This window comes from Primorskyibacter flagellatus (assembly GCF_014638275.1).
Taxonomy (GTDB): Bacteria; Pseudomonadota; Alphaproteobacteria; order Rhodobacterales; family Rhodobacteraceae; genus Pseudooceanicola; species Pseudooceanicola flagellatus_A.
Genome location: NZ_BMFJ01000002.1, coordinates 457,888 through 471,259, shown reverse-complemented (window position 1 = coordinate 471,259; position 13,372 = coordinate 457,888). Strand labels below are relative to the sequence as shown.

Annotated in this window: 14 protein-coding genes; 8 read left to right on the top strand and 6 right to left on the bottom strand. The window is 67.6% G+C overall.

Annotated features, from left to right (window positions below):
- The first annotated feature begins 3 nt into the window (after positions 1-3).
- The 3 genes from IEV87_RS16585 to IEV87_RS16575 all read left to right on the top strand — a co-directional run bounded on the left by IEV87_RS16585 (position 4) and on the right by IEV87_RS16575 (position 4,475).
- Positions 4-1,182, top strand: a complete 1,179-nt coding sequence (locus IEV87_RS16585; RefSeq protein ID WP_188478929.1) for an MFS transporter — start codon at positions 4-6, stop codon at positions 1,180-1,182.
- Between the two features lie 96 nt (positions 1,183-1,278).
- A complete protein-coding gene (locus IEV87_RS16580; protein ID WP_188478928.1) occupies positions 1,279-2,301 on the top strand; it encodes an aspartate-semialdehyde dehydrogenase in 1,023 nt (340 codons plus the stop codon).
- Positions 2,302-2,849: 548 nt separating this feature from the next.
- Positions 2,850-4,475 (top strand): mucoidy inhibitor MuiA family protein, encoded by a 1,626-nt coding sequence (locus IEV87_RS16575; protein WP_188478927.1) that lies wholly within the window; start codon positions 2,850-2,852, stop codon positions 4,473-4,475.
- Here IEV87_RS16575 and IEV87_RS16570 read toward each other — a convergent pair whose 3' ends face one another.
- The gene (locus IEV87_RS16570) at positions 4,476-5,126 is read right to left on the bottom strand and encodes a carbonic anhydrase (protein WP_188478926.1); all 651 of its coding nucleotides are present in this window, start codon (positions 5,124-5,126) and stop codon (positions 4,476-4,478) included. It lies immediately after the preceding gene.
- Between the two features lie 167 nt (positions 5,127-5,293).
- Between IEV87_RS16570 and IEV87_RS16565 the strand changes: the two genes are divergently transcribed.
- The 3 genes from IEV87_RS16565 to IEV87_RS16555 all read left to right on the top strand — a co-directional run bounded on the left by IEV87_RS16565 (position 5,294) and on the right by IEV87_RS16555 (position 8,017).
- Complete coding sequence (locus tag IEV87_RS16565) at positions 5,294-5,674, top strand: hypothetical protein (protein ID WP_188479501.1); 381 nt, start codon at positions 5,294-5,296, stop codon at positions 5,672-5,674.
- An 85-nt stretch (positions 5,675-5,759) separates the two neighbouring features.
- Positions 5,760-7,145, top strand: a complete 1,386-nt coding sequence (locus tag IEV87_RS16560) for a leucyl aminopeptidase family protein (RefSeq protein WP_188478925.1) — start codon at positions 5,760-5,762, stop codon at positions 7,143-7,145.
- Entirely contained in the window at positions 7,142-8,017 is an 876-nt protein-coding gene (locus IEV87_RS16555) for a C40 family peptidase (protein WP_188478924.1), read from the top strand. The genes IEV87_RS16560 and IEV87_RS16555 overlap by 4 nt, the downstream gene beginning before the upstream one ends.
- Here the strand turns inward: IEV87_RS16555 and IEV87_RS16550 are convergent.
- Entirely contained in the window at positions 8,014-8,355 is a 342-nt protein-coding gene (locus IEV87_RS16550; RefSeq protein WP_188478923.1) for a DUF2794 domain-containing protein, read from the bottom strand. The genes IEV87_RS16555 and IEV87_RS16550 overlap by 4 nt on opposite strands.
- Positions 8,356-8,499: 144 nt before the next feature.
- Between IEV87_RS16550 and pcaF the strand changes: the two genes are divergently transcribed.
- The gene (pcaF, locus tag IEV87_RS16545; protein ID WP_188478922.1) at positions 8,500-9,693 is read left to right on the top strand and encodes a 3-oxoadipyl-CoA thiolase; all 1,194 of its coding nucleotides are present in this window, start codon (positions 8,500-8,502) and stop codon (positions 9,691-9,693) included.
- 176 nt (positions 9,694-9,869) lie between these two features.
- Here pcaF and IEV87_RS16540 read toward each other — a convergent pair whose 3' ends face one another.
- Positions 9,870-10,622 carry an SDR family oxidoreductase gene (locus tag IEV87_RS16540; protein ID WP_188478921.1) on the bottom strand — a complete coding sequence of 251 codons (753 nt, stop codon included), beginning with the start codon at positions 10,620-10,622 and terminating at the stop codon, positions 9,870-9,872.
- A 114-nt stretch (positions 10,623-10,736) separates the two neighbouring features.
- A complete protein-coding gene (locus IEV87_RS16535; RefSeq protein ID WP_188478920.1) occupies positions 10,737-11,054 on the bottom strand; it encodes an antibiotic biosynthesis monooxygenase in 318 nt (105 codons plus the stop codon).
- A 135-nt stretch (positions 11,055-11,189) separates the two neighbouring features.
- Between IEV87_RS16535 and IEV87_RS16530 the strand changes: the two genes are divergently transcribed.
- Positions 11,190-11,645, top strand: a complete 456-nt coding sequence (locus IEV87_RS16530; protein ID WP_188478919.1) for an Lrp/AsnC family transcriptional regulator — start codon at positions 11,190-11,192, stop codon at positions 11,643-11,645.
- Between the two features lie 18 nt (positions 11,646-11,663).
- On the opposite strand, the gene map is transcribed toward IEV87_RS16530, so the two are convergent.
- Positions 11,664-12,533, bottom strand: coding sequence for a type I methionyl aminopeptidase (gene map, locus IEV87_RS16525; protein ID WP_188478918.1), 870 nt, complete (start codon positions 12,531-12,533; stop codon positions 11,664-11,666).
- A gap of 114 nt (positions 12,534-12,647) precedes the next feature.
- Positions 12,648-13,364, bottom strand: a complete 717-nt coding sequence (sfsA, locus tag IEV87_RS16520) for a DNA/RNA nuclease SfsA (protein ID WP_188478917.1) — start codon at positions 13,362-13,364, stop codon at positions 12,648-12,650.
- Positions 13,365-13,372 lie beyond the last annotated feature (8 nt).

The following is a 13,372-nucleotide window of genomic DNA, read 5'->3' as shown; positions in this document are numbered from 1 at the left end:
CGGATGCGCATCGATTTCGTCCTGCTGGTCGCGGCCTACGTGCTGTCGCAGTTCTTCCGGTCCTTCCTGCCGGTCCTGACCGGCGTGCTGGAACGCGACGTCGGTGCCAATGCCGCCGATCTGTCCAATGCGGCGGGGGTCTGGTTCCTTGCCTTCGCGGCGATGCAGCTGCCGGTTGGCTGGGCGCTGGACCGGCTTGGCCCGCGCAGGACGGCGGCGGTTCTGCTGGGGCTGGGCGGCGGCGGAGGGGCGCTGCTGTTCGGGCTGGCGCAGGCGCCGTGGCATATCGTGGTCGGCATGGGGCTGATCGGGGTCGGCTGTTCCCCGGTGCTGATGGCGTCCTACTACATCCTTGCGCGGGTCTATCCGGCGGCGATGTTCGCGACCTTCGCCTCGCTCATCGTCGGGGTGGGGCAGACCGGGAACCTTGCCGGGTCGCTGCCGCTGGCGCTGGCGGTGGAGGCTTTCGGCTGGCGCTCCACCATGCTGGCGCTCGCCCTGGCCTGCGTGGTGCTGGCACTGATCCTGGGCCGCGTGATCCTTGATCCGCCGCAGGTCACGGATGCGCCTGCGGGCGGGCTGATGTCGCTGTTCCGCATTCCGGGGTTCTGGCTGGTGCTGCCGTTCATGCTGGTGAGCTATGCGCCGGTGGCCGGGATCCGGGCGCTGTGGTCCGGGCCCTATTTCACGCAGGTCTTCGGGTCGGACGCGCGGGCGATCGGCTATTACACACTGGCCATCGGGGTAGCGATGATCCTTGGCACGCTGGCCTACGGACCCGCGGACCGGATGCTTGGCACGCGGAAATGGCTGAACGTGGGGGCGGCGACGGCGGGGATCGGGCTGTTGCTCTGGCTGGCGCTGATCCCGCCCGCGACGGTCTTCGGCGTGCTGTCGGTGATGGTTGCCATCGGGTTCATCACGTCGAGCTATGCAGTGGTGATTGCCCATGGCCGGGCCTTCCTGCCGCCGCATCTGGTCGGGCGGGGGGTCACGCTTGTGAACCTCTGCGGTATCGGCGGCGCGGGTGTCGCGCAGCTGATCACGGGGGGGATCTTTGCCTCGGCGGGGCAGGTGGCGGAACGGCCGGAGGCGGCGTTCCAGCCGGTTTTCCTGTATTACGCGGTGGCCCTGGCAGCGGGGCTGACGCTTTATCTTTTCGTTCGGGACCGCACCGACTGATCCCTGCGGTTGATACGAGGCATCATCGCATTACGCTTTGCACCGGAAGCGGCCTGCGGTATACGCCGCCGACCCTGAGTGAAAGGAGTTTCCCAGATGGGCTATAAAGTCGTCGTCGCGGGGGCCACGGGCAATGTGGGCCGCGAAATGCTGAACATCCTCGCCGAGCGGGAGTTTCCCGTGGACGAGATCGCCGCGCTTGCGAGCCGCAAGTCGCTTGGCACCGAAGTCAGCTTTGGCGACAAGACCCTGAAGACCCAGGATCTGGACACCTTCGATTTCACCGGCTGGGACATCGCGCTGTTCGCCGTCGGGTCCGGCCCGACGAAGGAATATGCGCCCAAGGCGGCAAAGGCGGGCTGCGTGGTGATCGACAACTCCTCCCTCTACCGCTACGACCCGGACGTTCCGCTGGTCGTGCCGGAAGTGAACGCGGAGGCCGTCGACGGCTATACCAAGAAGAACATCATCGCGAACCCGAACTGTTCGACCGCGCAGATGGTCGTGGCGCTGAAGCCGCTGCACGACCGGGCGCGGATCAAGCGGGTGGTCGTGTCGACCTATCAGTCCGTTTCGGGTGCGGGGAAAGAGGGGATCGACGAGCTCTGGGATCAGACCAAGGCGATCTACAACCCGACGAGCGAGTACGAACCCAAGAAGTTCACCAAGCAGATCGCCTTCAACGTGATCCCGCATATCGACGTCTTCATGGAAGACGGGTCCACCAAGGAAGAGTGGAAGATGGTGGCGGAGACGAAGAAGATCGTGGACCCGAAGATCAAGGTCACGGCGACCTGCGTGCGCGTGCCGGTCTTTGTCGGCCATTCCGAGGCGGTGAACATCGAGTTCGAGGACTTCCTCGACGAGGACGAGGCGCGCGACATCCTGCGCGAAGCGCCCGGCGTCATGGTGATCGACAAGCGCGAGGACGGGGGCTACGTGTCGCCGATCGAGTGCGTGGGCGATTACGCCACCTTCATCTCGCGCATCCGGCAGGATTCGACGATCGACAACGGGCTGAACATCTGGGTCGTGTCGGACAACCTGCGCAAGGGCGCGGCGCTGAACGCGGTGCAGATCGCGGAAACGCTCGGCAAGCGGTGCCTGAAGAAGGGGTGAGCGGCGGTCCGGCGCGGATGCGCCGGTGAAAGGTCCAGTGGACCATTCAAGCCGCGAACGGGCGGAGCCCCGGGGGTGGTGCGGCTGTCCGGCACTATTCGAATGATTTGAGAGGCGGTCTAGGGCCGCCTTTTCCTTTGCCCGACAGAGGGGCGCGCCCGACCGCGGGGTGGGCGCCGCCTTGTCCGGGGTCGCCGCTTTATCTGTCCGTGTCAGCCGTCAGGTCCATCGTCGCGCAAACGGTGACATCGCGCCCGCCCCGGGGGGCGGTCGGGCGCGGCCCGGCGGCACTGCGTGCCTTGATTCCGGGCTTGGAGATAAACTTCGATGGGTCGGGTTCTGTTGCTGCGGTGCGGGGAAGCCATGGCGGGAGATCCTCGGATCAAGTCCGAGGATGACGGCGTGCAGGGGTGTATGGGGCGCAGGGGGGCGTGCGGGGCGGGTGAGTGCCGTTCGGCCCCGGCCCGAACCATGACCCATTCGTGTGTGGCCATTTCCGGCGCGCCGACGCATACCTGTCGGCAGACACTGTTTCCCGTGAGGCTCCAATGCGCTCCCATCTTCTGGCCGTCTGCCTTCTTTCCGTTCCCTCCCTTCTGCTTGCTGACGACATTGCCGTCGAAAGCCGTGTGACCGCCGCGACGGTGTTTCCGCGGGGTGCCACGCTGACGCGGCTGGCGCAGTTCCAGGTGCCCGCTGGGCGGCACCAGATCATCGTGCCGGACATGCCGGACATCGACCCGTCCAGCCTGCGGCTGACCGCGCCGGGGCTGACCGTGGGGGCGATCCGGTATCGCGACGATTTCGTTCCGCCTCGCACGGAAAGCCAGACCGCCGCCTACGACGCCGCCAAGGCCGAGGTGGAGGCGCGGGAGACTGCGCTGGAGGCCGCGCGCGACGCGCAGGCCGCGATTCAGGCGGAAGCGGACAGCGCAAAGGCGCGGATCGCGTTCCTCGACGGGATCGGGCAGTCGGACGGGCTGGCACAGATGCCGACGGACAAGCTGCGCGAACTGGCGCAGCTGATCGCGGAGGACGGGCTGGCGGCCCGGCGCGAGGTGCAGGCGGCGGAGATGCGCGTGCGCGAGGCCGGGCAGGCCGTGACCGACGCCCAGAAGGCGCTGTCAGAGGCGATGAGGGCGCTGGCCGCGCTGGACACGGAGAAGAAGGATCGCGCTTTCCTGTCCATCGACGTGCAGTCCGAGGGCGGCGCAGCGGGAGAGATGACGCTGACCTACCAGGTCGACGACGCCTCCTGGCAGCCGACCTATGACGTGCGCCTGACGACGGAGGGCGAGACGGCGCTCAGCATGGAGAACGGCGCCTATGTCCGGCAGGAGACCGGCGAGGACTGGCGCGGTGTGGCGCTGACCCTGTCGACCGTGCGGCCCTCGGGGCAGGGGGTGCCGGGCGAGGTCTGGCCCTGGCTGCGCCGCATCGTCGATCCGCAGCGGCCCGAGCCGATCCCGCTGGTGCGCCAGTCGGCCAAGGCCGCGCTGGACGCCGTGGCCCCGATGGCGGAGGAATCCTTCGTGGTCGCGGAGTCGTCGTTCAACGGGCTGGCGGTGACCTACAGGTATCCGGATGCGGTGAACGTGGCGAACCGGGCCGACGCGGTGAAGATCGCGCTTGGCACGCTGAACTTCACGCCGGAAGTATTTGCCCGCGCGGTGCCGCTGTCGGACCAGACGGCGTATCTGGCGGCCGCCTTCACCAATACCTCCGGGGAGCTGATCCTCGGCGGCGGGTCGGCGCAGTTCTACCTGGACGGCACCTTTGTCGGGCAGCGGTATCTGGACCTGATCGCGAATGGCGACAAGGAGGAGCTGTCCTTCGGTCCGATCGAGGGCATCCGCCTGACCCGCGTGGTCAAGGACCGGCAGGAGGGGGATCGCGGCGTGATAACCCGTTCGAGCCAGGAAGACGAGCTGGTGGTCATGACCCTGCGCAACCTGACCGCGAAGACCTGGGACGTCCGGTTGCAGGACCGGGTGCCCTATTCGGAGCAGGATGACCTCAGGATCGCGTGGGAGGCCGCGCCCGCGCCGACGGAAACCGATGTCGACGACAAGCGCGGGGTGCTGGAGTGGCGCTTCGACATGGCGCCGAATACGGAGCAGGAGGTGGAGCTGTCCACCTCTCTCAACTGGCCCGACGGGAAGGTCCTTCAGTAATCAGATCGGTTTGAAGGTGCCGTCCTCGGGCGTGTACTGTTCCAGCCCGCCGTCGCCGATGTCGTTCCAGAGCCCGTGCAGGGTCAGCTTGTTGGCCTTCACCGCTTCTTCCACGAAGGGGAAGGTCATCAGGTTGTCGAGCGAGACGAGGATCGCCTGCTTCTCCAGCGCGCGGATCCGTTCGCCTTCGTCGGCGATGTCCTTGACCCGTTCGTAGCCGGGGCGGAGCAGGTCCATCCAGCGGCCGACAAAGCTCGACTTCTCCTCAAGCTCCGGAGCGTGGCCGGAGCACATGTCGTGGCAGCCCCTGACGCCGCCGCAGTTGGAATGGCCGACGATGACGATATGCGCGACCTTGAGCGCGGTGACGGCATATTCGATCGCGGCGGAGGTGCCGTGCTGGTTGCCGTCGGGTTCGTAGGGCGGCACAAGGTTGGCGATATTGCGGTGAATGAAGAATTCGCCCTGATCGGCGCCGAAGATCGCGGTGACGTGCACGCGGGAATCGCAGCAGGAAATGATCATCGCCCGCGGCCTCTGGCCTTCGTCGGCAAGGCGGCGGTACCAGGCCTTGTTTTCGGAGAATGTCGTGGCGCGCCAGCCGTGGAAACGCTGGACCAGATAGCTGGGCAGGGGTTTGGCATGCGTCATGACGGGTCCTTTCCTATGGGCGGTCACCGGCTGTTATAGCGCGGCGGGGCCGGGGTTGAAGGGGATTTGATATGTATTCTCGGGGGAAATCCGTTGCGGGGAAAGGTTTTGGGAAGGGGTGGGCGGCATAACGGCCGGCGTGGGATGACAGAACGAGGGTGATGGAAATGGATCAGGTGCTGGTGTTGCGGCAGGATGAACCCGTGCGGATGGACCCCGACAGGCTTCAGGCGCTCTACGAGCAGCTTGGCGACAGCGGGGCGGAGGATGTCGTCTGCCGCGCGATGGAGGAACTGGCGCTGCGCCTGTCGCTGGCCGAACGGCTGTACCGGGAAGGGCAGGGGGCGGAGATGCGGCGCGCGGTCCGGTCGCTGACCGGGATCGCGGACCAGATCGGGATGTACGGCCTGTGTCGGGTGGCGGGGCATGTGACGGCCTGCATCGACACCGGGGACGAGATCGCGCTGGCGGCCACCCTGTCCCGCCTGCTGCGGATCGGGGAGCGGTCGCTGACGGAGATCTGGGACCTGCAGGGAATGCAGGTCTGAGCGGGGTGACGTGACCGGCGGGGAAAGCCCTTGCGGCCCCACGGGATCGGGATAGGCTCCGCCTGAGTTTTCAGGAGACCCGCCCATGCCGCTGACCTTTGCCGAAGATACCGCATCCGCCCTGCCGCTGCACGTCGTGGAGGCCGGCGCGCTGGAGGGCTGGGCCGGGGCACAGGGCGGCACGGTGCAGACCTGGGTCAAGGCGACCGGCTTTTCGGGCGGTATCGGAGAGGTGCTGCTGGTGCCCGACGCCAACGGCGCACCCTTCCTTGCCGTGGCGGGATACGGCACGGCGGCGCAGCGTGCGCGGGGCCGGTTCGCGCTGGCCGCGGTGGCGGAGAAGCTGCCGGACGGGGTCTACCGGCTGGACGGCGATCTTTCGGCTGTGGCGCTGGAGGAGGAGGCGCTTGGCTGGCTGCTGGCGGGCTACGGGTTCGACAGGTACCGGGCGCAGAAGGTTTCGGGCGCGCGGCTGGTCGCACCGGAGGGTGTCGATGCGCGCCGGGTGGAGATCATCGCGGCCGGAGAGGCGCTGACCCGCGATCTCATCAACACGCCCGCCTCGGACATGGGTCCGCAGGAGCTTGAGGACGTGGCACGCGGGCTGGCGACGGAGTTCGGCGCAGCCTTTGACGTGATCGAAGGCGACGACCTGCTGTCGCGGAACTTTCCGATGATCCATGCGGTCGGGCGGGCCTCTCCTCGGGCGCCGCGTTTGATCGACATGGCATGGGGTGAGTCCGGGCCGACGCTGACGCTGGTCGGCAAGGGGGTGTGTTTCGACACCGGCGGGCTGGACATCAAGCCGGCGGCCTCCATGGGGCTCATGAAGAAGGACATGGGCGGGGCGGCGACGGTGCTGGGGCTGGCGCGGATGATCATGGCACTGGGCCTGCCGCTGCGGCTGCGGGTTCTGATCCCGGCGGTGGAGAATTCGGTGGCGGGCAATGCGTTCCGGCCGCAGGACATCCTGACCTCCCGCCTTGGCGTGACGGTGGAGATCAACAACACGGATGCGGAGGGCCGGCTGGTGCTGGCCGACGCGCTGACCTACGGGGCGGAGGCGGAGCCGGACCTGATGCTGTCCATGGCGACCCTGACCGGGGCGGCGCGGGTGGCCGTGGGGCCGGATATCTCTCCGTTCTACGTGGATGACGACGCGGTGGCCGCGGCGATCCATGCGGCGGGCGTGAAGGTGGCGGATCCGTGCTGGCGGATGCCGTTCCACGCGCCCTACGAGCGGATGATCGAACCGGGGATCGCGGATCTGGACAACGCACCCTCGGGCGGGTTCGCGGGGTCGATCACCGCGGCGCTGTTCCTGCGGCGGTTCGCGGGGGACGTGTCGCGTTACACCCATTTCGACATCTACGGCTGGCAGCCTGCCCCTGCCCCCGCGCGGCCCAAGGGCGGCGTCGGGATGGGTGCGCGCGCGGTGCTGGACGCGCTGCCGGAGATCATGGGGCTATGAGCGACCGGCGGGTGGTGAAGTCGAACGGACGTGTGGCCGACCTGTCGCTGAAGGGGCAGGTGGAGGCCGAGCGGTTCGCGGCCCCGGTGCTGCACCGGGTCGTGGCGGAGGTGACCCCGATCCTTACCGCCGGGTCCGACGAGGGGCGGCGCGACCGGGAGCTGGCCTTCGGGCAGGGGTTCGAGGTGCTCGAGGCGCGGGACGGATTTGCCTTCGGTTACGCCGCGCGGGACGGGTTCGTCGGTTATGTGAGGGCGGAGGACCTGTCGGACCGGATGGCCGCGCCGACGCATCGGGTGGTGGCGCCGAGCTACTGGTTCTCCACCCCCTCGCTGAAGGATCCCGGTGCGGCGGTTCCGGTGCCGGTCGGGGCGCTGGTGGCGGTGGCCGGTGTCAGCCATGACAACTGCGACTGGGCAGAGGTCAGGGTGCCGGATGACGAGGTGCAGGGGGATTTCGCGGTCTATATGCCGATGCCGCATCTGGCCCCGCTGGACGTCGCGGGCTCTGACCTTGTGGCGGAGGCGGAGCGGTATCTGGGTGTGCCCTATCTCTGGGGCGGCAACAGCGGCTTCGGGATCGACTGTTCGGGGCTGGTGCAGGCGGCCTGTCTTGCCTGCGGGATCGCCTGTCCGGGGGACAGCGATCAGCAGGCGGCGGGGCTGGGCGAGGCGCTGGACGAGGGCGCGGAGCTGCAGCGCGGGGACCTGATCTTCTGGCGCGGACATGTGGCGCTGGTCGTCGGGGACGGGCGCATCCTGCATGCCAATGCGCATCACATGGCGGTGGCCTATGAGGACATGGCAGGCGCGATCACCCGGATTGCGGCGAAAGACGGCGCGGTGACGGGGCGGCGGCGGATCGCGCCCTAATCGACGACGCGGATCAGCTTGCGTTCCAGCACCCTGAGCACGGTCTTCAGGTCGTGCCCGCGCTTGAGGATCTGACCGTCCATGCCGACCACGGAATACATCCCCTGTTTCAGCCGCAGGTCGGGGCGCTTTTCGATCCGGTAGAGCGGCTGTTCGGCGGTGCGCCGGAAGACGGAGAAGATCGCGACATGCTGGAGCGAGGAGATCCCGTAGTCGCGCCATTCCCCTGCGGCGACCATCCGGCCGTAGAGCGAGAGGATGTCGGAGAGTTCGGTCCGGTGGAACGCGACGCATTCCCTGGAGCGGGGGGTGAACGGAGTGGGGGTGTGAACCGTCATGAGAAAAGAGTTGATCGGATTCCCGTTTAAATCAAGTTCCTTCGCGGGGTCGATGCTCCCGCATGGCGGAAATGAATTCCGGATGGCTTGACCACGGGGCCGGATTCTCGCAGGTTGCCGGGCGACAGTCGGAGGAGGACGATGATGACCGAAGCTTATCTCTGCGATGGCCTGCGCACGCCGATCGGGCGTTACGGCGGGGCGCTGTCCTCTGTCCGGCCGGACGACATGCTGGCGCATGTGATGCGCGACCTCATGGCGCGCAACCCCGGTGTGGTCGTGGACGATGTCTATGTCGGCTGCGCCAACCAGGCGGGCGAGGACAACCGCAACGTGGCGCGCATGGCCTCGCTTCTGGCCGGGTTGCCGGACACGGTGCCGGGGGCGACGATCAACCGGCTCTGCGGGTCGGGGCTGGATGCCGTGGGCACCGCGGCCCGCGCCGTGAAGACCGGCGAGATGGAGGTGGTGATCGCGGGCGGTGTCGAGTCGATGAGCCGTGCTCCGCTGGTGATGCCGAAGGCGGACAGTGCCTTTTCGCGCAAGGCGGAGATTTACGACACCACCATCGGCTGGCGCTTCGTGAACAAGGCGATGCACAAGCATTTCGGCACGGATTCAATGCCCGAGACGGCAGAGAATGTGGCCGAGCAGTTCCAGATCGGGCGGGAGGCGCAAGACGCCTTTGCGCTGCGGTCGCAGGAACGCGCGGTGGCTGCGATCAAGTCGGGCCGGATGGCGGAAGAGATCACGGCGGTGACGATCCCGCAGCGCAAGGGCGATGCGATCGTGGTGGATACGGACGAACATCCCCGCGCGACCTCGCTTGAAAAGCTGGCTGCGCTGCCGACGCCGTTCCGCGAGGGCGGATCGGTGACGGCCGGCAACGCGAGCGGCGTGAACGACGGGGCCTGCGCGGTCATCATCGCATCCAAGGCGGCGGTCGAGAAATACGGACTGACCCCGCGGGCGCGGATCGTGGCCATGGCGACGGCGGGCGTGCCGCCGCGCATCATGGGGATCGGGCCCGCGCCGGCGACGGAGAAGCTGCTGGCGATGACCGGGCTGTCCATCGGCGACGTCGATCTGATCGAGCTGAACGAGGCCTTTGCGGCCCAGGGGCTGGCGGTGACGCGGCAGCTTGGGCTGCCTGACGATGCGGACCATGTGAACCCGAATGGCGGGGCGATTGCGCTTGGGCATCCCCTCGGGATGTCGGGTGCGCGGCTGGCGCTGACGGCGGGGATTTCGCTTGGTCACATGGGCGGCAAGCGGGCGATCTGCACCATGTGCATCGGTGTCGGGCAGGGGATTGCCCTGATGCTCGAGGCGGCGTGAGCCCGGTCGGGACGGGTCGGGGTTTCGTTCCTCTGGGCCGGCAGTGGTGGGGTGTAACCCCACCCTACACTGAGTTTCCTGACGGTGTGGGTCATCCTCGGGTCGAGCCCGAGGATGACGGTTTCAGGGAGCGGCGGGCGTTCGCCTGATCTGCTCCGAGGGTGACGGAATGTCGCCTAGGTCTTGTTCACCGAATTGCCGCCGTCCACCAGCATCGCGGTGCCGGTGACGAAGCTTGCATCACCAGAGAGCAGGAAGACGGCGGCCTTCGCGATCTCCTCTGCCGTGGCGAGGCGTTTCAGGGCGTGCAGCTGGGCGGCCCAGTCGTGGAAGGTCGTATCGTCCCCGGCCATGGGGGTGCGCGTGCCGCCGGGCAGGATCGCGTTCACCCGCAGGCCGTCCGCACCGTGTTCCACTGCCAGCACCTTGACCAGCCCGGTCACCCCGGCCTTGGCGGCGGCATAGGCGCCCATGCCGGGCAGGCCGAGTTCGGGGCCGACGAAGGACGACGTGTACAGCAGCGACCCGTTGCCGGCCCGTTTCAGCGCCGGGATCTGCGTGGTCGCGGCGATGTAGGCGGCGGTGAGGTTGGTGGCGATGACGGCGTCCCACGTTTCGCGCGGGGTGTCGGTGACGGGCTGTCCGTCGCCGGTTGAACCGGCATTGTTGAAGGCGGCGTGCAGGGCGCCGAATTCCGCTTCGGCACGGGTGACGAGGCCGTGCATGTGGGTGGCGTCGGTGACGTCCCCGGCGCGGGCGTGGACCCGTGCCCCGGTGGCGGCGATGTCGGAGGCGACGGCCTGAAGCCGGTCGTCGCCGCGGGCGGTGAGGACGAGGTTCGCACCCTCCTCGGCCAGCAGGCGGGCGGTGGCCGCGCCGATGCCGGAGGAGGCGCCGGTGACGAGGACGGTCTTGTTCGTGAAACGCATGGGGGGCTCCTGTTCTTGCGTGCAGGGGCCTTGGACCATTCGGGGGCACGGACGGGCGACCCGGATCCTGCGGTTGCGCCTTCGGGGCGGGTCAAAGCGCAGGATCCGGAGCGGTCAGGCCCTGCGGTCGAGCAGGATGTCGTAATGCTGCGCGCGGGCGTCGAAACGGGACAGCACGGCGCGGGCCTCGGGCGGGACATGGGCGGTCTCGTGGTCTTTGCCCATGAAGGCCTTCACGGCGTCGAGCGAGGTGAACCACATCACGGTGACGAATTCGACCTCCTCGGGCAGGGTGCGGCGGAACAGTTCGATCCGTTCGAAGCCGGGGACCTGCATCGCGAAGATGCCGGGGATGACCTTGGTGGTGACGACCCGCTGGTAGGCGTCGGCATTCTCGGGGGTGGTGTATCCGTGCCAGATGCGGCTGATCATGGGAAGCTCCGTCGGTTGATATGGCGCAGGGATAGCGCGGCGGGGCGGGCATGTGCTTGCGTATGGTGTCGGGGATGGTGTGGGTTGTGGTGGATTGTGCTAATGGTGGCGGCATTATCGGCATGAGGTGGCGCGATGGATCAAATCGACAGGCGAATCGTTGCTGCATTGCAGGCGGACGGACGGCTGAGCAACGTCGAGCTGGCGGAGAAGGTGGGTCTTTCCCCGTCGCCCTGCCTGCGCCGGGTCAGGATGCTGGAAGAGCGCGGCGTGATTGCCGGATACCGGGCCGAGATCGGGCGGGCGGCTGTCGGCCTGACGCTGACCCTCTTTGTCGGGATCACCGTGGCGCGCCACAGCCGGGAGAACGCGGCGGAGGTGGAGCGGCAGCTGGCGGGAATTCCCGGGCTGGTCGCCTGCCACATGGTGTCGGGCGATGCGGATTTCCTGGCGGAGCTGGTGGTCGCCGATCTCGCGGCGTACGAGCGGATTCTGACGGACCACATCCTCACGATCGAGGCGGTGGCGCAGGTCCGGTCGAACTTTTCGCTGAGGGAGGTGCGGTCGGGCGCGCCGCTGACGCTGCCCTGATGGGTTCGGTGCGGCGGATCAGGCGCGGGCGGTCGGGTGGAACAGGCCGCCGGGGGAGAGGGTGAAGATCTCTGCCCCGTTTGCGGTCACGCCGACGGAATGTTCGAACTGGGCCGAGAGCGACTTGTCCCGGGTCACGGCCGTCCAGTCGTCGCGCAGCACGACGGTTTCGGGGCGGCCCATGTTCACCATGGGTTCGATGGTGAAGAACATGCCTTCCTCGAGCCGCGGCCCGCTGCCGGGGCGGCCGTAGTGCAGGACGTTCGGCGGGGCATGGAACACGCGGCCCAGTCCGTGACCGCAGAAGTCGCGCACCACGGAGAGCTTGTTGGCCTCCACGAAGGTCTGGATGGCATAGCCGATGTCGCCGAAGGTGTTGCCGGGGCGCACGGCCTCGATCCCCCGCATCAGGGCGTCATGTGTCAGGTCGATCAGCCGTTCGGCCTGACGTGACGGCTTGCCCGCGACATACATCCGGCTGGTGTCGCCGAACCAGCCATCCACGATCACCGTCACGTCGATGTTCAGGATGTCGCCGTCGATCAGGCGGTCGTCATCTCGGCTTTTCTCGTAATCGCGCGAGATGGTTTCGTTTTTCGACTTGGGGATCGGCGCGCCGGGAATGCCGTGGCAGACGACGTGGTTGATCGAGATGCAGGAGGCGTGGCGGTAGCCCTTGTAACCGATGGTGGCTGAGGTCGCGCCGGCGGCGTTGACCTGTTCCTCGATCAGGCGGTCGAGTTCGGCGGTGGACTGGCCGGGGAAGACATGCGGGCCGATGTCGTCGAGGATCTGCGCGGCGAGTGCCCCGGCGGCGTGCATGCCTTTGAAATCCGCTTCTTCGTAGATGCGGATTCCATCGCGTGTGATCTGACCTCTGTCGTCCAAAAGGGACCTCTGGATGTTTTCCTGTCTAGATAGGTCAATTTGCGCACAGGTACAACGGAGCGCGACGGCGGGACGCAGGTTCGGGTCATCATAGGGGCCCAAAGTAACAGCAGGTTAGCAGTCGAATGGCAGGGGCGGGCCGATCGTGATCTCTTCGGGTGTGATGCAGGTGGAGAGGCAGAGGATTTCGACCCCCTGAGCCGTGGCGGCCCGGAAAGCGGCGGCATAGGCAGGGTCGAGGTCCGCGGCCAGCGTCACCCGTCCGGCATCCGTGCGCTGGACGAGGAAGATCACCATGGCGCGGTGCCCGGCGCGGGCCATGGCGGCGAGGTCGGCCATGTGGCGCGCGCCGCGCTGCGTCACGCTGTCGGGAAACTCGGCGAGGCCGGGCGCGCGGGACAGGGTGACGGCCTTGACCTCCACGTAGAAATCCGCGCGGGCCGGGTCGCGGAGCAGGAAGTCGATGCGGCTCTTCTCTGCGTAGCGCTGTTCGGGGAGGATTTCGGCATAGTCGGCGAGGTCGGGGACGCTGCGCGCCAGCAACGCCTCTTTCAGGGCGCGGTTCGGGACGGAGGTGTCGACGCCGGTGAAATGCCCGTTCTCGTGATCGACCAGCCGCCAGCCGTGGGAGAGCTTCTTCCTCGGGTCGTCGTTCGGTTCGAGCCAGATCCGCATGCCGGGGTCGGCAAGGCCCAGCATGGAGCCGGGATTGGCGCAGTGGGCGGTGAGTTCGGTTCCCGCCGCGGGGCCGTCCTCGAGCCGGACATCGGCGAGAAAACGTTTGTAGCGGCGGATCAGCCGGGCCGGCACGAGGGGGGTTTGAAAGCGCATGTGGCGGG

Excerpts from the sequence above, each read along its gene's own strand:
- IEV87_RS16585 (WP_188478929.1), top strand. The coding sequence starts at position 4 with ATGCGCATCGATTTCGTCCTGCTGGTCGCGGCCTACGTGCTGTCGCAG.
- IEV87_RS16580 (WP_188478928.1), top strand. The coding sequence starts at position 1,279 with ATGGGCTATAAAGTCGTCGTCGCGGGGGCCACGGGCAATGTGGGCCGC.
- IEV87_RS16575 (WP_188478927.1), top strand. The coding sequence starts at position 2,850 with ATGCGCTCCCATCTTCTGGCCGTCTGCCTTCTTTCCGTTCCCTCCCTT.
- IEV87_RS16570 (WP_188478926.1), bottom strand. The coding sequence starts at position 5,126 with ATGACGCATGCCAAACCCCTGCCCAGCTATCTGGTCCAGCGTTTCCAC.
- IEV87_RS16565 (WP_188479501.1), top strand. The coding sequence starts at position 5,294 with ATGGATCAGGTGCTGGTGTTGCGGCAGGATGAACCCGTGCGGATGGAC.
- IEV87_RS16560 (WP_188478925.1), top strand. The coding sequence starts at position 5,760 with ATGCCGCTGACCTTTGCCGAAGATACCGCATCCGCCCTGCCGCTGCAC.
- IEV87_RS16555 (WP_188478924.1), top strand. The coding sequence starts at position 7,142 with ATGAGCGACCGGCGGGTGGTGAAGTCGAACGGACGTGTGGCCGACCTG.
- IEV87_RS16550 (WP_188478923.1), bottom strand. The coding sequence starts at position 8,355 with ATGACGGTTCACACCCCCACTCCGTTCACCCCCCGCTCCAGGGAATGC.
- pcaF (WP_188478922.1), top strand. The coding sequence starts at position 8,500 with ATGACCGAAGCTTATCTCTGCGATGGCCTGCGCACGCCGATCGGGCGT.
- IEV87_RS16540 (WP_188478921.1), bottom strand. The coding sequence starts at position 10,622 with ATGCGTTTCACGAACAAGACCGTCCTCGTCACCGGCGCCTCCTCCGGC.
- IEV87_RS16535 (WP_188478920.1), bottom strand. The coding sequence starts at position 11,054 with ATGATCAGCCGCATCTGGCACGGATACACCACCCCCGAGAATGCCGAC.
- IEV87_RS16530 (WP_188478919.1), top strand. The coding sequence starts at position 11,190 with ATGGATCAAATCGACAGGCGAATCGTTGCTGCATTGCAGGCGGACGGA.
- sfsA (WP_188478917.1), bottom strand. The coding sequence starts at position 13,364 with ATGCGCTTTCAAACCCCCCTCGTGCCGGCCCGGCTGATCCGCCGCTAC.